14 protein-coding genes are annotated in these 19,555 nt (G+C 36.2%); 10 read left to right on the top strand and 4 right to left on the bottom strand.

Going from position 1 to position 19,555, the window contains the following annotated elements:
- Positions 1-131 precede the first annotated feature (131 nt).
- Entirely contained in the window at positions 132-467 is a 336-nt protein-coding gene (grxD, locus tag HWV03_RS07590) for a Grx4 family monothiol glutaredoxin (RefSeq protein ID WP_211679164.1), read from the bottom strand.
- Between the two features lie 338 nt (positions 468-805).
- On the opposite strand from grxD, the gene HWV03_RS07585 reads away from it, so the two are divergent.
- Positions 806-1,390, top strand: coding sequence for a superoxide dismutase (locus HWV03_RS07585; protein WP_211679163.1), 585 nt, complete (start codon positions 806-808; stop codon positions 1,388-1,390).
- A gap of 292 nt (positions 1,391-1,682) precedes the next feature.
- Here HWV03_RS07585 and recR read toward each other — a convergent pair whose 3' ends face one another.
- Positions 1,683-2,285, bottom strand: coding sequence for a recombination mediator RecR (recR, locus tag HWV03_RS07580; protein ID WP_211679162.1), 603 nt, complete (start codon positions 2,283-2,285; stop codon positions 1,683-1,685).
- 333 nt (positions 2,286-2,618) lie between these two features.
- On the opposite strand from recR, the gene atcJ reads away from it, so the two are divergent.
- The 5 genes from atcJ to HWV03_RS07555 all read left to right on the top strand — a co-directional run bounded on the left by atcJ (position 2,619) and on the right by HWV03_RS07555 (position 6,044).
- Complete coding sequence (atcJ, locus tag HWV03_RS07575; protein WP_211674770.1) at positions 2,619-2,909, top strand: cold adaptation protein ActJcold adaptation protein ActJ; 291 nt, start codon at positions 2,619-2,621, stop codon at positions 2,907-2,909.
- 13 nt (positions 2,910-2,922) lie between these two features.
- Complete coding sequence (gene atcA / locus HWV03_RS07570; protein ID WP_211679161.1) at positions 2,923-3,408, top strand: cold adaptation protein AtcA; 486 nt, start codon at positions 2,923-2,925, stop codon at positions 3,406-3,408.
- On the top strand, positions 3,408-4,169 hold the full coding sequence (gene atcB / locus HWV03_RS07565; protein WP_211679160.1) for a cold adaptation protein AtcB: 762 nt from the start codon (positions 3,408-3,410) through the stop codon (positions 4,167-4,169). Before atcA ends, atcB begins: the two co-directional genes overlap by 1 nt.
- 9 nt (positions 4,170-4,178) lie before the next feature.
- Positions 4,179-5,072 (top strand): cold adaptation protein AtcC, encoded by an 894-nt coding sequence (gene atcC / locus HWV03_RS07560; RefSeq protein ID WP_211679159.1) that lies wholly within the window; start codon positions 4,179-4,181, stop codon positions 5,070-5,072.
- A gap of 177 nt (positions 5,073-5,249) precedes the next feature.
- The gene (locus tag HWV03_RS07555) at positions 5,250-6,044 is read left to right on the top strand and encodes a class I SAM-dependent methyltransferase (RefSeq protein WP_211679158.1); all 795 of its coding nucleotides are present in this window, start codon (positions 5,250-5,252) and stop codon (positions 6,042-6,044) included.
- Between the two features lie 183 nt (positions 6,045-6,227).
- Here the strand turns inward: HWV03_RS07555 and HWV03_RS07550 are convergent, their stop codons facing one another.
- Positions 6,228-14,123 (bottom strand): LamG domain-containing protein, encoded by a 7,896-nt coding sequence (locus tag HWV03_RS07550; RefSeq protein ID WP_211679157.1) that lies wholly within the window; start codon positions 14,121-14,123, stop codon positions 6,228-6,230.
- A gap of 449 nt (positions 14,124-14,572) precedes the next feature.
- Between HWV03_RS07550 and HWV03_RS07545 the strand changes: the two genes are divergently transcribed.
- The 4 genes from HWV03_RS07545 to HWV03_RS07530 all read left to right on the top strand — a co-directional run bounded on the left by HWV03_RS07545 (position 14,573) and on the right by HWV03_RS07530 (position 18,992).
- A complete protein-coding gene (locus HWV03_RS07545) occupies positions 14,573-14,854 on the top strand; it encodes a hypothetical protein (protein ID WP_211679156.1) in 282 nt (93 codons plus the stop codon).
- A gap of 1,342 nt (positions 14,855-16,196) precedes the next feature.
- A complete protein-coding gene (locus HWV03_RS07540; protein WP_211679155.1) occupies positions 16,197-17,396 on the top strand; it encodes an MFS transporter in 1,200 nt (399 codons plus the stop codon).
- 37 nt (positions 17,397-17,433) lie between these two features.
- On the top strand, positions 17,434-18,183 hold the full coding sequence (locus tag HWV03_RS07535) for a class I SAM-dependent methyltransferase (protein ID WP_211679154.1): 750 nt from the start codon (positions 17,434-17,436) through the stop codon (positions 18,181-18,183).
- Between the two features lie 101 nt (positions 18,184-18,284).
- Positions 18,285-18,992 carry an ester cyclase gene (locus HWV03_RS07530; protein WP_211679153.1) on the top strand — a complete coding sequence of 236 codons (708 nt, stop codon included), beginning with the start codon at positions 18,285-18,287 and terminating at the stop codon, positions 18,990-18,992.
- A 138-nt stretch (positions 18,993-19,130) separates the two neighbouring features.
- Here HWV03_RS07530 and HWV03_RS07525 read toward each other — a convergent pair whose 3' ends face one another.
- Positions 19,131-19,460 (bottom strand): YbaB/EbfC family nucleoid-associated protein, encoded by a 330-nt coding sequence (locus tag HWV03_RS07525; protein WP_017220587.1) that lies wholly within the window; start codon positions 19,458-19,460, stop codon positions 19,131-19,133.
- Positions 19,461-19,555: the final 95 nt, after the last annotated feature.

The following is a 19,555-nucleotide window of genomic DNA, read 5'->3' as shown; positions in this document are numbered from 1 at the left end:
TAAAAAAAGGGAAGCAATTGCTTCCCTTTTGGGTATTCGAGTTATTATTGTAATAAACACCTATATCAATAAATTGATCACTTATTTAATGCAATCGGTGTAACTTAATTTTTTACAATAAGATTAAACTATTATTCTGATTTTGCTTTCGCTGCAGCTGCAGCTGCTGCGATTAATGGCTGAAGCTCACCTTGTTGGAACATTTCCATGATGATGTCACAACCGCCAACAAGCTCGCCTTCAACCCATAGTTGTGGGAATGTAGGCCAGTTAGCGTATTTAGGTAATTCAGCACGGATATCTGGATTTTGTAGAATATCAACGTAAGCAAATTGCTCACCACAATTGATTACTGCTTGTGATGCTTGTGAAGAAAAACCACAGCTAGGTAGTTTTGGAGATCCTTTCATGTATAGGATGATTGAGTTCTCAGCAAGTTGCTGTTTGATTTTATCTAAAGTTTCCATTGTGTCCTCACAAATCTTAGCGTTTACATCTATTGTAGTTATTATTTGAATCTAGTTATTTAAACTCTAACCATAGAATGCATTATAAAAATACAAATTTCGCAGCCATTTTATGCTAATTATAGCTTGGTTAACACCGTTATTTTGTAGGGTTATTTTGTTTTATATTTAGCCTAATTCATAAAAAATGAATTCACTCGTTACAATTTATTAATTGAACAATACAATTGTGGTCAAATACTTGAATATATTCAACGCTAGCGTTAGTATTCCAGCAATAATTAAATCAATAATGAGCAATGGATAGCTTTTAGCTATCAATAAATAAGGAAATACCTATGAGTATTACACTACCAGCTTTACCGTACGCACAAGATGCACTTGAACCACATATCTCTGCTGAGACTCTTTCTTTTCACTACGGCAAACACCACAACACTTACGTGGTTAAGCTTAACGGTCTAATCGAAGGCACGCCGCTTGCTGAAAAATCATTAGAAGAGATTGTTAAATCTTCTGAAGGTCCTGTTTTCAATAACGCAGCACAAGTTTGGAACCACACATTCTACTGGAACAGCCTTACGCCAAGTGCAAAAGGTCAACCAGAAGGCGCACTAGCTGACGCTATCAACGCTAAATTCGGTTCTTTCGAAGCATTCCAAACAGCATTCAACGACAAAGCAGTAAACAACTTCGGTTCAAGCTGGACTTGGTTAGTTAAAAACGCTGAAGGCGAATTAGAAATCGTTAACACTTCTAACGCTGGTACTCCTATCACTGAAGCTGGTGTTACACCACTAATCACAGTTGACCTGTGGGAACACGCTTACTACATTGATTACCGTAACCTACGTCCTAGCTACCTTAAAGGTTTCTGGGCACTAGCTAACTGGGATTTCGCTGCCGCTAACTTCGCAGCTTAATTAACCTGTTAGTCCTAGGTTTGTCTTACAGTAGACAATAATAAAAAACCGATAGTGAGAGCTATCGGTTTTTTTGTTCTTTGGCTAGTATTAGCAATACTAAATTGCTATGCTTTATCTCATTATATTAATAACAAGGATGTTATTACTTAACTCTTAAGACTGAGGTCTCTATGAATTTTAGTAATACATTCAAAGCAATGTTAACATTGTCTATTCCAACCACACTGATGTTTACTGTTCTCTACTTATCAATCAACTAACTGAATTTATTAACAATATCGGCTGATAATTAGCAGATTAGCTGTCGACCAAGTAATGAATGGGACAAGGTCGTTCCATCTACATACTCTAATTCACCACCCACTGGAACACCATGTGCAATACGGCTTGCTTTCACACCATATTCTTGTGCTATTTCAGCAATATAATAGGCAGTAGCTTCGCCTTCAACGGTAGGATTCGTTGCTAAAATAAGCTCTTCATAGCGACCTGATGCTAATGACTCGGCTAGCTTATCTAAGCCTATTTCACCCGGTCCGATACCATCTAATGGTGATAAATGGCCCATGAGTACAAAATATTGACCACTAAATTGATTGGTTTGTTCAATCGCCGCAACATCAGCGGGACCTTCAACAACACAAAGTGTTTTTTCACTTTGACGTTTAGGGTTTGCACAAATAGCACAGATATCTAATTCAGTCAGCGTATTACACTGCTGGCAATGACCAATCTCAATCATTGCCTTCTCTAAAGAATGCGCCAAAGATACAGCATTATCACGCTTGCGTTCTAAAATATGAAAAGCGATACGCTGTGCAGACTTAGGGCCTACACCCGGTAAAATTTGTAGATCATTAATCAGCTGATCTAGCAAGGGACTGAACTTCATTTATAACTCCAAAAAGAAAACCTGCTCAAGCCGGATTTCGCATCTATATTGAGCGCAATACTACATTAAATCGGATGTTTTAGCATATAATTTTACTACCTACGTGACTTGCATTTTGGACTTGTTCATACTTGAAGTTCCGTTAAAATGACCATAAATACAAATAGGATAAGGAGAAAACAGAGGAGTATAAACCTTATGACTGTTTATAAGCGACTAAGTAAAGCTATTAAGCCACAACAATATTCGATTTTGTGTTGTGCTCTGACCTTTCAGCCGTTAAACTTCTGCCTCCCAAATTATTGGTTGAGCTAATCTGCCACAGGTAACATTATGATTAACCACTTTAGTGTGCTTGGTATCAAGCCGAATGCAAATGAAGACGACGTTAAGAAAGCCTACAAACGTCTATCGAATCGGTTTCACCCTGATAAATTACTCGGCGCATCAGACGATGAGAGAGTGCATGCTGAAGCTCAGCTGCTACGAGTAAGAAATGCGTATGAAGTACTTTCAAATCCGAAGCTAAAACGCGAGTTTGTAAAAAACTTCAGTAACGTAATCGTGACCGACCCTGCCGCCGCTATGCGCGAGCTGTGGGACCAATTTTACCCAATAAGTTAATTTCAGAGTATTCATGGCGACAGCAATAGATTTCGAACGTATTGAACAATTAAAAGAAGACGCATATAGCAATATCGAGTCGTATAACGATCCCGACACTCCTAATGCACTCGAGCAGTTTACTAGCCAAATGAAGGCTGTTTTACTAGCAGACCCTAAGTTACTCGCATCTGTGCCAGAGTATCTGCCGATTGCACTTTATGATAAAGTAAAGTTTCCACCTGAAGCAAAAATCAAGTGGGCTCAATGGATAAAAGAAGGCATTCTGCCTGAATGGAATGAGTTTAAAACAACCGTTGCTTTTAATAATGCTGATATACCGCTTGTTTTAGCTGCTCGTGGTCACTCGGAAACGTTATTAATAGAAAGCTGTATTGTTCTCTTCTTATTATCAAATGAGAACCTGTCTACTCCAGCTAGTCAAGATCATGATGACTGCCTCGAAGACGAAGAAGAAGGCTATTACGATCAATTTGATGAGGAAGAGGAAGAGCAATAATGAATAGCTTAATTGAAACAGCCGTAATCGAGATCAAACAACTTGCAGATGTAGAACCTCAACAGGCAAGTAAGAAATTTGAGTTAATGGCTAATACTATGACTGATGACGTTTTAGTTGAAGTGATCGAGCAGATGGATATCGTGACCTTAACGCAGATAAACAGTCACCATGATATTTCTTGTCCTTCTATCATGTCAGAATTGATGACACCTGAACAGATCCGCGATATTGTTTGCCAGCAACCCCTATACTGGGAAGAAAAAGTTAAAAACAATGCAGATGAGCTAATTCAGCATACATTTGATTTTTTAACTTACCTTATCCGAATTCAAAATACAGAAGCAAAGCAGACAGCTATTTTAGAATGTATTGCTGAAGACCAAGCAGGTCTTTTTTATCTATCGATCCCTTTCATTGAATATCTGTTAGCTCCAAAAGTAGAAGCTGAACGTCAAAGTCACATCACTGATAACTATGATGATGAAGATGATGGCGAAACTGTGGGTTATACAGGACGTAGTGCAGAAGAAGAGGCACACAGTTTAAGTATTGACGATCCACGTAGCCTACTCGCCTTGATCCGTGAACTTGCACCTGATGTTGAAAAATCAATTAAGAATTTACTACGTAGCGAAAATTCAAGCTGGGTAGCTATCATCGACAGTTTCGTCAATGAATTAGTGCTTCAAGCAAAAGAGAAGAATGAAGTTGATGATGAATACGCTGAAGTAGATGACATGTTTAGTTTTCTTGATTAAGGATCCCGAATGCAAATTGTAGTAAGAGACGGCAATCAAGGACCTTTTTTAAGTAAAGTTCTCGATTATGGTCAAGCAGAAGCGCTATTAGATGAAGCACAACTTGCAGAAATTAAAAGCAAAGCTGTGCTAATGAGCCTTAAACTAGCTGATAAATTTTATAATAAACACAAGATGCACCTGCTAGAAAATGCAGCTTTCGATGTAATCGGTGTAGCAAGCTTAGGATTAATGTCACTAAGTAATCACGACCTTGCTCATGCTCTTAAACTGCTCTTAGCACCAAACGGGGTTGTAAAATCCTTCCAAAAAGGTTGGAGTATGCTAAGCCGTGTCAGCAAATATAAGCTGAGCGGTAAATCTGTATATGGGGACATAGACCCGACTTTACTCGATAAAATATCAACGCCGAGTGATGCAGATGAATGGCAGGGCTGGCAGAGTTATCAAGACGCGCTGTTAGAGTTTAACCGTGAAGAGTCTATTGCATGCTTATTAAAGCAATTCTATGCGCAATCAAGCTACGATCCTTTAGATTGTTTAAGCCTTGAATGCGTGTTTGCGGAAGTGGTACTGTACCGTCTATTTTTTGGTCCCGTTAAAGTAAAACCAGATCTTAAGCAACGCGTAGCGAAAATTGAACTTGAAGACGTCTGGTTCTCGATTGAACATCTTGATCAACAAATTAAGCTGACGTTGTCCGAGTTGCCATCGCCACTTGCCGAGACCATAAAGATTGAGCTAGGTCAGTACTTTACGCCAGGTCTACTACGCACATTAACGTTTGCTAAAAACTACCGGGATTTACGCTTAAAGGATGCGAGTCCAGAGCGATTAGAGCGATTTGAATATAAAGAAGGGCTAACAGGTTTGTTAGGTTGGCCAGTCTATATCGTGATGTGATATCTATAAAGATTCACAGGATTAACGAATAATAAAAAGCGGGAATATCCAATCGGGTATTCCTACTTTTTTATACCCTCGATAATTTTTAGACTATCAAAGACCAATCTTAAATGTTGTTATAAAACATTGATATAGAATGGTATGATATTGTATTTTTAAGTCGAGGCGTCAATAATGGAATATGAAACAGAGTACTCAATTAATAATATTGTTCAGCAAGATGCTGCGAATTACCTGATTAATATGATTGATCATGTCCAACCAAAACGAATTCTAGATATCGGTTGCGGTAGTGGGAATGTAACTCATAAATTAAACTTAAAATATCCGAATGCAATAATTGATGCCATAGACCCATCATCAAAAATGATTCATATTGCTAAGAATAACTACCCAGCATCAAAATTAAATTTTATATGTCAAAAAATTGAAGATTTTACGCCTGAATATGACTATGATTTAATTTTTTCTAATTCATCTTTTCAGTGGTGGGAACGACATGATATTGCATTAAGTCGAATTGCTGATTTACTCGCTCCGAATGGCGTTGTAGCAATTCAAACACCATACAGAGACTTATGGTGCGAAGAAATAATAATACTTGTAGAGCAAGTTTTTAATACGCATTTCCCGGAGTTATACCAAAATTTCAAGTTTCCTTGCTTACATTTAGAAACAAGAGAACAATTTCAAGATCTCCTATTACATTCGGGGCTAACGCCTTCCACAATTAAAGCGCATAGTTTCACTTATAATGTGACTAATGAAGAGCTATTCAAAATCTTTAAATCTGGCGCGGTCAAAGTCTATACTTCTAGTGATAACTTTGACGTAGAAGTACCTAAATATTTTCAGACTGATTTTCTTAAAAAATTCAAAACATTAATCAGTAATGATAATGTACAGTCAACATTGTCATTACATCGGATGCTATTATTTTGTTGTCATTCTCCGCAAACTGAAGATTAGCGCTTCTCAATAATTATACAATCTGATCAAACTTTATTGTTACTTTTGAGAAATGATCAAACTACTTTGCCTTCTGACAACTGAAACCGTGTAATTAACTAACCTTAATTACACGCATAAAAAAGCAGAATACATCAAGATTTACCATGATATATTCTGCTTGTTAACAGGTTAATTTATGTATTAATCAGCAGATGCTATCGAATTCATCCCTTCATAATAGTCAGATAAACAATGAGCCACTTCCTCATGATGCGGTAACATTTCTGGCATATGCAATGCTAATACTTTCTTAACGTCTTTAGAAAAAGCAGTCGCATTAACACTTTTATTTTTAATCAGCGGATCTAGTCGCTTAATCAGCTCCCAATTACTGTTGATATTAATTTTCTTCATCGCCTGTACAATAGGCTCAGCAGTATTATTAACAACATCAGGCAGGATTCGACTGGCAAAAGTAACAATATGCTGGATCCTCCAACATGGTGGTGTTTTTTCCGTTTGTCTCGCCTCACGTAATGCAATTGCACTTGGGTGCGAACTTTCAGTCAACCATAATGGATCGATCACGGTATCATACAACGCCGTAAAGTTCTTTTCGTCAGATCTTAAATAGAAGGTCATCCAACGATAAGCATCCATACGCCCAACAGTATTCACTGGTTCTCCGTCTTTATAAATAGGTTTACCAGTCTCTGGCTCATGACATTGCATATCACCAGAACAAGTTACGTTCGCGTCTATCGAGAAAAATTGTGATGATTCTTTTGATTTAGATTGTGTTAAATTCAATTTCCCACTTAAACTCGCATCCATTTCCAAAGAAAAAGCAGCACTCGCCACATCAAGTTCAAACTGAGTATTGAAGCTATCACTACTTGCAAAAGAATAATTACCACTGGCTGTTTCTTGCAAAACATCCATCGTATCGTGGGTTTCTTGAAAGATCCCACCATCTGCAGTCCAAATATATGTGTTCGCTATATTTCGTTTAGAAAATTTATCCGCTAAGCCTAAATTTTCTGACGCTGCACCAGATTTCATCGCCTCGTTAAAGCTAGAAATTGTAGGTTCAACACCAAATCCAGTGGAGAAATTAGCTGTTAATGCCGATGACAAGCCTTGAACACTTTTCATCGCACCATTCAAAGGCCCATTTTTTAAGGGTGCTGCGCCATAATTTTTATAATAGGTTGCAAGCTCTTGCTGCTCACGCTCAATTTTACGCTTTAACGCAAATGCTTTTTTAGGCTTATAATAGCTGTGTTCACCCGGCTGTGTGGCATTTGGATAATCAGGATCACACATAACATGTCCCGATTTATCATAGCCCATTTTACCATCGATGGTACCCTGCTTCACATAGTTAGGATTAAGAGGAAATGAAATAACATTCCAATCCTTAGCTACGTCCTTCGTTGGCTGGAATCGATATGAAACGAGCGCTTTATTATGCTCGAGACGCAACGCAAAGATGTCAGCCACTTCAGATTGAACAATAGCAAAGCCAACACTTGCTGGTAACCAACGTCGTCCAATTTCAGGGTTCCCCATATTAGAGGGGTCTTCCCAAGCACCACCTAATGATGCTGAAAAGCTACGCGTTATGGTTGTGCCTATCGATGAGGTTTTATCTTCAACCCAGCCACCACTCGATTCAAATCCTCTTGTTCCCCCGGCAGTAAGGCCAAACCGAGCAGGAATAGAAATACCAATACCCAATGGTGCAATTAAGTTTTCTATCTCAGCTTCAATACCTGCACTCATTGTTGCTTCAAATGAAGAATCAAAACCATGCTCTCTCGATGCAGAATAATTGTAATCAACCTCAGTGGCTTGAGTAAACTCAATAAAAGAACCATCACCTTCATAAATACCTGTACCCGTACCCGCAGTGCCGTATGTCATGTTTTCACTTGGTATCGGTGGTGTACCTTCCATATAGCCCACAATCTGAGGATCAAATTGTGCTTGCCCAGCCCACTCTGTAATTAAATTGCCAACTTTGTGCCCTGTTACTAATTTCCACTGCCCCTTCTCAATATAGGTATAACAACGTTTCATTACCCCTTTTAACTCATTATCTGAGCCATACTGAAGATCAGCATATTCTTGTACTGCCGGAGAGCCATCAATAGAAATATGGAATGGTGAATCAAGTGCTGTGACAGCTGAACGTATTTGAGCAAGGTTTTGTGACACTGGGGCCGTTGATATTTGACGTTTTGCTATATGCTGACGTTCATGCTGGATCAAGTTATTTTGTCTATATCCTGAATCAAAAATGTCACCGATTTCATCATTATCATTGTTATTAAATGTGTAATAACTGATCAGATCTTGTTTTTCACCTGTGAGGCGTGTAAACAAATTATCTAAGAGTTGCTCCTGTGTTCGAGCCGTTTTCCAAATACGAATTTCATCAATATCCCCTTTGTAGTTGTCCTCAGGCCCTATATCTGTTCGCCTTGCACCTAAGCTAAATTCTGATGCGGTCGTGTTATTCAACACGAGAGAATGATCATATGATAATGTGCTCGTATTTAAAGGCGTTCCGTTCATGTACAAAGAAAGCGTGTTGCCTGCATAATCCGGGTTTTTAATCCAACAAGCACCATTAATTTGGGCATGGTTACCACCCGCAGAATCAAATGCTTTATTACCCTGCTTATCATCTAGCTTCCAGTAGGCCATAATGCCTTGGCTATCAACACTTATAGGGTTAAATAACTCAACTTCTGTCAATGCATGACCCCATATTCTTAGCTCAGACATGATCCCCATAAAGTTATGCTGTTCTTGGTAAGGATCGGCTCCGATCGTAATATTTTCATTGTTACCAGGTATTTTTATGTCAGAAAATCCCTGCTCTGCAACTAAAATATCATCGACATACAAGCAAATGTTATAGTTAGTATCAACACCACCACTACTTGGAATATTAATTTCTAAGCTAGAAAGTGCTTCCGCATTAATCGTACCAGTCTTACCGAGTAAACCATCAACCGGATTAGCAAATGTTTTCCGCTTAGTCACCGCAATACGATAAAATTCATTAGGTTGGATTATTTGTTGTAGTGAATGAAGTTTGTGTGTCAACCCCTGAGTATCCTGGAAAGAAAAAGTAAGCATCCCCCCGTTATCAATACTGAGGCTATAAGGGCAAGGTTCAGCAGAATAAAGAGAACCTTTACTGATTATCGTGTGTTTATGATTAATATCATTAACACTGATATAGGCTTCTATCGTCAGCGCATCCTGGCGGTTTAAGTTTGCCGAATGAGTAACATTAAGCATATCGCCTTGTTTGAATTCGAGCGCATAAGATTGTTTATATATCGCGGCTAAATGAGCCCAATAATCAGCTGAGAATTTTCTATCACTTAACTCCCAGCGATTACCGACACCAGTAAAAATTTGGTATGAAGAAAATGCAGATTCTGTACTTCTTGGATTACCTTTTATTTGAGCTGTAATATCTTGATTACATTTATCATTAATACGATTATTTTCAAACGTCCAATAAGCGAGTAAGCTATTTACTTCATGATTACTCAACGTCGTGTGCATATTATTATTGATTTCATCCGTTGTACGAACATGATCCCAAATACGCAGTTCGTCCAATCGGCCACTCAGTAATTTATCTTCTGCCCAATTACTCTTACCAATATAGCTTGTCATTCTTGGTATATTGACAGGTAAAACCAATTGTTCCGAGCCAATTAACGTACCATTTTTGTAAACATGCACAAAACCCGATTTATCAAAACTAACGGCTAAATGAAACCACGTCTTAGCTTCTAATACATCAATACAATCAAAAGAATACTTTTCTTCGCCCTGACGCACATTAATATAAAGAGCACGATTATCTTTACCATTAGAGATAATAATGTTGTCAGACTTGTTATTAGAAAAATCTATAATTCTGGACCAGTTTCGAAGTTCATCATAATAAACCCAGGTTTCCAATGTAAAACCATTAGAGTAATCTAAATCTAAACCGGGTAAAGAGATAAAATCTGAGGAACCATTAAGTTTTAACGCCGTATCTTGCGCGTTGTTTAATAACCCAAGTCGATACCCTGAATCTTGAACGACTTTGTCTTTATCGGCGGTTATGAAATATTGTGCCGGTGCAGAGCTTGAATTGCGAGGACTTCCCACTACCTTGCAATCAATACGATTGCCGTTCGCTTCTTTGGCTTGATTATTTTCAAAGCGCAAGTAAGTCAATAAACCTTCGGTACCAAGATGTAAACGCTGCCATGTAAATTGCTTAATCTCTGATTCTGTTCTGCAATGATCCCAAATGCGGAATTCATCAATACTGCCACTAAATCCATAGTATCCCAGGCCTCCATCAGCAATATTATTTTTTGCACGGGGTATATTATTAGGTACAGCGAGCAATTTAGAGGTTACTTTTCTACCATTTACATAAAGAGTAGTAAGACCGGAGCTATCAACGGAAATAGAAAGGAGCATCCATTCCTGTAACTTTAGCCGTTCCTTAGTTATAAAATTATAATTACGATCATTTTTAATAATACTGAAATAAAAACCCTCGTTGTCTAGACAACACAAGTGGATATTATCAGGTGGATAACTAAAATCGCCTCCATTTCCTAACTCGAAAATCTTGCTCCAGTTTTCAGCTCTATCAACAAATAACCATGCTTCAATCGTAAACCCATTCGAATAATCAAAATCAACTTCTGATAGTTCAATGTGATCATTTACTCCATCAAAGTGTAATGCCGTATTCGGTGTGTCTAATATAGATAAGTGACTTTGCGGATAAAGATAAATAGCAGGCGAAGATGCTGTTGTTTTAGGGGCACCATGGGGAGTTAACTTGAAATTCCGATATTGACTAATTTCAGTCGCGCCATCAGCATTAAAATCCAAATGAACATTTAACCCAGGTGTTTTTGGTGGTAGTCTACGCTGGAAATTGTCTAAAATTTCTTGCTTCGAGCGTGTATGTCCCCAAAGACGAAATTCATCAATTTTTCCATTAAAGAGTTTGGCACCGGACCACGCTTTTTTAGCTATATAATTTTCACGTCGAACTAAATTATCCGGTAATACCATCTGTTGCTGGCCAATTTTAGTGCCATTCTTATACGCGGTCGCAAAGCCTGAATCATCAAAGCTAAATGCTAAGTGTAACCAGCAATTTTTTTCTAATTTTGCTCTTAAAACAAAATCATGCACTCTTTGATTTTTCGCAATTCGAAAGATAAGATCGCTCGTTGTACCAATATGACTTAATATAATGCTTTGACCACTGGTCGCCCCATTACCAAATTCCATTATCGGTGAGTGATTATTGAAATTATCAAAATACACCCATGTTTCCAATGCGAATCCTTTAGAATAATCTAAGTCCACATCAGATATCTCGATATAATCATTTATACCGTCAAATGACATAGCGCCATGAGTTCGTTGAGCTAAATTAGTGGCCGTTTCAACCTCTAAATTCGATACTTTCATTTCATTTTTTACAGGAGATGCAAGCGTACTTTCAGGTTGGCCTTTAACCACACATGAAATATTTTTCCAACTTAAATCCTTCACTTTATTATCACTAAAGCAGAGGTAAGTTGATAAACACGGTTCATAACCTGTTAACCGATTGTCTTTATTACCTTTTATTTCCTCAGCCGTTCTAGCATACGTCCAAATTCGAAACTCATCGATTTTACCATAAAAGAGTTCAGCATCCGTTCCTTTGCCAATATAAGTCTGGCTACGAGGAAGGTTATTCGGTAATGCCATCTGCTTAGTACCAATCTCACTCCCATTCTTATAGACAGTAACAAATCCAGAACAATCGAAGGTTATCGCTAAATGCAACCAGCTTCTTCCATCCAGTGCTGATTTTAATATAAGTCTGTGTGTATCAGGACCTTTCGTTACTAATAATAACAAGTCATTAGAATTGTCAATATTAGCTACCACAATATTGTCGATACCCGGCCCATTACTAAGTTCTATAATTCGTGAACGAGTATTGAACCCATCAAAATAGACCCATGTTTCAAATGTGAAACCATTAGAATAGTCTATATCTAAATAAGGCATTTCTATGTAATCGTGCTTACCATCAAATGATAATGAAGAATTCTCTCCTCTTTCTTCTGTTGCATGGTTAACATCTTGCCGATTATAGTCAACAATGTAAGAAGCGCCTTTCTTTCTATCTGGCTTAATCCATGTTTCAACAGTTAATTCATCATTAAACTGAGTTGATTCAAGTTGAGACTGGGGTAAATAAAAGTGATCGCCATCACCATTAAAGTGTCGTGACATACCGGGTTCGTCAACCTTCCATTTAGAAGAGGTACCTGTCTGGACAGTTTCTGCTTGACCATTTTGTATCATAATACCAGATTCAAGTGCACTCACAGAGAATAGCAATGAGCCCTTGTGTAAAGAAAACTGGCCATTATTCAGTAGGGTATTGTTATCAGATACATTTTTTTTATAATCATAGTCTTTGTTAATACCATTTAACGTTTGCGCAAATGCCAAACTTTCCCGTGGCACTTTATTCCATATTTCACTCGGCAACCGGATATCTGAATTTGGAATTAATACCCGGCATAACCCTGCATTGCCTTCTTCATCGGTGATATGTATTGTACTATTGTTAATATTTTCAGAAGCAACCGATGCACGGAATGTTACGATTGTCGTATCACCCGCAGATAGCGTTAAGTGATTACGTGTCAAATTAGTATCATAATAGGCACAGCTAAATTTATTATCTTCATCTTTAAAGTATAAAGACAAGTCACCAGTTGCACTATCAAATAAGTAAGGGCTAGTATCCGTTTGCGCAAAGCCTAATACTGAACCACTCACGGTTAACCTAGCGTCATCCATATAAAAATATTCATTAACCGCACTTAATTTATCCTGAGCAAGGTTAATTTTCGGTAATGTGATATTTTCAGGCACGGTAGTAAGCAAGCCAAATCGAGAAACTGCAAAATCAAGATTAGCAATGAAGGTGCTACTATTAGCCTCTTCTTTAACCCCTGTACACATCATAATACGCGCACTTTTCTTAAGCGGGTTTTGCTCTTTATGTTTTTCTTGCTGGTAGTATAACGTCGTAGATATACCCGTCTCAATCGAAAGATTATTGAAAGCAACACTGGATTTATTCAGTGCAAGGTCATCCCCACCTTCACCCTTAGTATCAAATAATCCATCTTCTGATTGTTTAAGGTTAAATAGGTCGATATTATGTGATAGTTTGTTATAACTAAAAAATTGCCAACGGTTATTTTCTGCGACTTGCGTTGGTAGTAGTAATACATTAAATTGACCATTTCTTAAATTAGAAATAAAGTCCAGCTCTTGGGTTGGTTCAAAAAATACATTTCCTGACATATCTTTCGAACCTAAGCAATCTTTGCTGCTATCAGGTTGGCTTTTATGGCCACTACGACGAAAACGCACTTCTTGCTTCGCAAAAATATTAATATCAGATAACACAAATCGATCGCATAATAATGTGTTATTAACCAAAGGGACATTACTTCCTCCTCGGCCTTTAACAAGGTCTTCATGATCTCGGATCGCCGTACTATCGCCAGAGTTGAGTTTGAATGTCATACCCAAATGACTCGGCTCTATAGACTGCCTAAATAAATATAAATATTTATTATCAGAGATAACCTGAAAAGGTGCATCAGCTGTAAAACGGGCTGTTGAAGAAAGAAAATAGTCCAGTTCATCAGATGCTAAAGGCTCAGATGACTCAGTACGCGTTCCTTTTTTAACTCGTGGTATTTTAGCGCTACCAGCAATAGAGAAACCGGATTGTGCAATTTCATTCGTAAATTGAAGTTCTTTAAGATCATCAGACCAATAATTAACGTCTAAATGACCACGTTCATCATCGCCATGGGCAAGATCTAAAACGGTGTACCATATACGACATTCACTATCCATAGCAAAACCAATCACTGCGCCTTTATGGCTAACTAACGTCGGATATTTGTAATTTTTATCCGCATACTTTTTGATGAAACTATCCATTTTTACATTATTCATAAATAACTATACTTCCTTATATGTTATAAACGCGATTTAAATATAAATTAATCTATCTCCATACATCAACTCAACAGCTAATGACATATATCAACTCATTATGTTGCGTGAATGAATAATCCCGCACCAAGAAAAAGTGATCAATCAATGCAAGCAACTGTTCTATAAACAATATGTCATATTTAAATCTTAAATAAAAGCAAATTAAGCCAACGCCAGATAGCTTTTTTGATCGGTATGAAGTGGTCAAGAAACAGCAGAAGTATTGACTACTTACAAAATCAGGCTCAATCCCAATGTAATCGTCGTCGGAAATACCCGCTTTTTTACACCCACAGATAGCGCTTAGCATATCCAATGAATATCCAATGAATATCCTATTCACGTCATACATAATATATTGCAATATACAAAATGCAGTCGCTATAAGTTACACTTCGGATCAGGGAATGTTAGTAACAGATAAAGCTCATATATTAATACGCATTGCCGCAGGGTATACTGAATCTCATGAATATAATCAAACGTTCTTATCTGCACTTTTTACACTGTTTATAACTTTTTTACTCCTAGCTATACCAATGTCACCAGATCCAGTGACTACCTTCAATACAGTACAGCCAGCTGGAATTTTAATTTTTCCATTAACATTCATTATTATTGATTCGGTAAATGAGTTATTTGGATACAGAGAAAATAAAACGATAACTGCTCAATATCAGGTTAGTTAAAGTGAGTTTATCACCTCTAACCAGAGGGCCTAATTCATTGTGACACTTCAGGAAATTAGATGCTGGAGACCACGATAGATCGTTATAGAAAACGGCGATATATCGGTATAAAACGCTAAATAAAGTCATTAGACTAGCTATGACTGAAAGAAACACAAGTGTTTAGATTTACATAAAAAAGGGGGGAGCAAGCCTCTAAGTTATTTGATCAACAACGCTAGTTAAAACTACTAGGGCTAATCATAGCCCTTTCTAATTATTAGCATACGTACCAATAAATATTATTCAACTTGAAATATACGATCACTCACTTGCATCAACTTTATTTTAATAAATAGATTACCAACATAAACTGTAATGTAAAAAATAATAAACAATGATAAATAATCTTTATATCCCATTCTGATGATCCAGAAAGAAATTTGTTAATACGATTACGATAAACAACTAATATATAAATTAAGCCAACTAAAATGATAACGAATAATATTAAAATAATGATGACGAATGTTTCAAATATCACTGTATCCACATTTAAATCTAAATTTGTATACATTGACAACAAAAGTCAATGTATAATATAAAAGTATTAACCATTAACTTTTATAACAAATCATACTCGCCGTTAATTTTAATTTCGTGTCTTCGTAGCTAATTTCAGCGGGATAAATAGTATGGTTAAGAGGGTCTGCAATTTATCATTCAATAACTAAAATTTAAATTAGCTAATGATGATTTTTTTATTATAAACAAATTCCGCCAAAAAAATGTACCCAAAAAATGGGGACGGAAATTACCAGTGTAAAAATGGCTGCTTAACCGATCCTAATCACCTCAAGGCCGCTATATCGGGAATGGGATGATGTGAGCCATCAAGAACCCAAACCCAAAATAATGACTCTGCAATTGCTATGGAAAGAATACAGAGAACGAAACAGCAATAAATTCTACAGTTACAATCACTTCTGCCGATTATATTAAATATGGCTTGGCTGTCAAAAACCATCGACGCGATAACAACGCCAAGTTGAGCTAGTCTTGATTTTTCATATCGCTTACTCCAATTTACATGCAATAAGTAAATCAAATTTTTAACGTTAAGTTGAGCTATGTTCTCGTTAGCTCAAATTATAACCTTAAATAAACAGGTTAAAATATCGCTAAAGTGCCTCCCTGCAATATTTCACCTCGAATTAGATAGTTCCGTTACTTACCCCTATCTAAACTACCCCAAAAGGGTACCCTCTCGCCAATGTTGTAAGTAGGTTGCAAATAAGTAGCAACCTAGCTTGCTTCGTAATGAGTCAAACAATTGTAGTTATTATAATAAATAGGGGGTACTTTGGTTACTTGGAAAAGAAGATTAGGTATTATTTCTGGTAATATTTTTGAATACTATGATATTGCTGTTTATGGTGTTATCTATGTTTATATCGCTGAAAATTTTTTTTCTAATTCCTCTCTTGAACAATCTATTATTTTTGTATGGGGAATTTTTGCAATCCGATTTTTAATGAGACCTATTGGTGGTTTTATTATTGGACTTTATGCTGATCAATATGGAAGGAAAAAAGCTTTAATCCTAACGAGTTCTCTTATTGGTGTAGCAACAATTTCAATGGCTATACTCCCAACTTACTCTCAAATCGGGATTGCGGCACCACTTATTCTATTACTTCTTCAAATGATACAGTCATTTTGTTTTGGTGGTGAATATCCGGTAATAATATGTTATCTACTTGAGACATCAAAAAAAGAAAGTAAGACTAAAGTCTCAGCTTTAATTGTCGCGAGTTGTTTGGTTGGTGTCCTCATGGCGCAATCACTCATCTTGATTTTAGAATATAACTTATCTAGAGAAGAGATGGTTGACTTTGGATGGCGAATCCCACTATTTCTAGGTATTTTCAATATAGTATTGAGCTTTTATTTTAAATTCAAATTAGTTGATAAAGTTCCACTGGCAGTCAATAAGAGTAGATACAAGGTTGATAAAAAATCAATTCTTAAGGTCTTTTTAATTTCAATACCTGCTGGAATTGTATTTTATGTGAATGCCACTGCAGGACGGATTCTAATCAATGTGATAGATCCTAGTGATGCTGTTAAATTATCATTCCCACTTTTAAGTAATGTTTTTTTTATTATATTTATAGTATTTGTTGGTTGGTTATTTGATCGATATAGTTCATCAAAAAAAGCAATGGATCTAGGTGTTTATTGCTTAATTATATTATCAGCACCTCTCTATGCAATTCTAGATACAGGAAATGTGGTGTATTTGGTTATAGCTAATACAGGGTTACTTTTCATTTCCGCATTGATTCTAGCACCTACATGCGCAGTGATTTTCTCTCAAGTAAAAGGGACACATAAGGCTGTTTCATTAGGGGTTGGATTTAATTCTGCATTATCTATCTTTGGTGGTATTACGCCATTAGTTATAACATTATTATCACCTTATGAACTAAAATATACCGGACTTATTATAGGTCTTTTTGGATTTACATATTTATATTCAATGAGAATTAAAAGTAGCTAACTCATATAAATAGTTTAATGACATAGGAGTAAAACACGTGATTTTAAATTGGCATGCTGGGGATTATTCACAGAACTCAGAAGTACAAAAGCTATTATCCTTTGAACTCATAGATAAAGAACAACTTGAAAATAAAAGCATTATGGATATTGGCTGTGGGGACGGAGCTATAACATCGTATTTACAAAAAAAATCTAAAAAAAAGGTTTTAGGTGTTGATTTGTCCATAGACATGCTTAATTTTGCAAAGAAAAATTACCCCGAATGTAGGTTTATATTGCAGGACGTAAGTACATTAAGTATCGAAGAAAAGTTCAACGTTATTACTAGTTTCAATTGTTTACATTGGGTTTCGGATCTAAAAAAAGCATTGGAACTTATTTATAAATCATTAGATAAATCAGGTCGTTTTTTAGGCCTGATATATCCTAGGTGTGAACATCTTTGGAAAGCATCTGAAAATATTGCCGTTTATGAAAAGTATAAGCAGTACTTTTCATCTTTTACAAACCCTTATTTTTTTTATTCGGCTTCAAACTTAGAATTATTTTTAAGCGAAGTAGGATTTGAGAATATAAAGATTAAAGTTGAAACCCGTACACATCACTTTCATAACGACAATTTATTTCTACGTTACATAAGCTGTTGGATGCCACATATGCAAGTAGCTCCACCTGAATTTGTAACTGATTGGATTTATGAATTTAGACGGCTAACTAACCAACACGAAGAAAGCATTAATATGGTTTATGATGTTATTACATTCAATTGTGTTGCTCAAGATTAATTTTATAAACACCTATAAAGTAAATAGTATGTTCTTATTTTATTTAGTTTTTTTATAATTTAACATTTCCATTAATATTTTGTTTTTAAAAAAGGGATTTTATGTCGACATATAAAGATGGGTTAATTAATGATTCCAGACAATTTATGGAATTAATTTGGAGTGAAAAAAATGTTAATGATATACCAAACATAATGTCACACAATACTATAATAGGAAGCCCAGTGAAGTTAAGTGTAGGATATGAGCCTTTTATTAACACGCTGAATTCTTGGTTCAGAGCTTTCCCAGTATTGAATTATAAAGAAAACTCAATTGATTTTTTTGAAGATACTATTATTATTAATTGGGAGTGTAGAGGTAAACATCTAGGCGAATTTTTATCAGTCTCAGCAACTGGAAATTCAATTTTCTACGAAGGAGAAACTAAGCTTACTTTTCAAGATAAAAAAATAATTAATTATCAAGCCGATGTTAATATGAATAAATTAATAAATCAGATTTCACATTCTGATTTATCTTCACAATACATTACGAATGATAATATAAACTTTTATCAAGTCATTAATAAAATATGGAATAAAAATTTATCTAACCGTCAAATAGAATGCCTTTCACTTTCAACATTAAATATTACCACTAAAGGAATCGCTAAACTATTATGCATTGGAGCAAGTTCTGTTGATACTCATTTAAAAAGAGCATTTTATTTATTAGGTATAAGTAATAAAAAGATGTTCATGTCTTATATTATAGAGAATAATACAATAGAACTTGTTGTTCGTATTGCTTTGCATCTTAGGCTCTAGGTTCTCAGAGTCACTAATTGGCCAAGCATTCACTCAACGCGGATACATTACATTTTGAATGGGGTAACTTGACCCCTGCTTAACCCCAAAGGGAAAAGCCGAGGCCAATTAATTGATCGATATTAAATATCAGTCAACTTAGAAAGGCATTTTCATACCTGGTGGTAATTTCATACCACCGGTAACGTCAGCCATTCTTGATTTGTTTTCTTCTTCAACACGACGAGCAGCATCGTTGATAGCAGCAGCGATTAGATCTTCTAACATTTCTTTATCGTCTTCCATCAATTCAGGATCGATTTGTACACGACGTACGTTATGGCTACCAGTCATAGTGATTTTAACCATGCCAGCACCTGATTCCCCAACTACTTCCATATTAGCTAAGTCTTCTTGTACTTTAGCCATTTTGTCTTGCATTTGTTGAGCCTGCTTCATTAGCCCGCCCATTCCGCCTTTACCGAACATATTAAACTCTCTTTCTATCTGACTGTCGCGAACAACAATAAATAAATACCGATTGTTTCGCACTGAATACTCATACTATATGGGTATCATTTAAA

This window comes from Moritella sp. 36 (genome assembly GCF_018219415.1).
Taxonomy (GTDB): Bacteria; Pseudomonadota; Gammaproteobacteria; order Enterobacterales; family Moritellaceae; genus Moritella.
The sequence above is the reverse complement of the archived record's forward strand: the minus strand, read 5'-3'. Positions and strand labels throughout refer to the sequence as shown.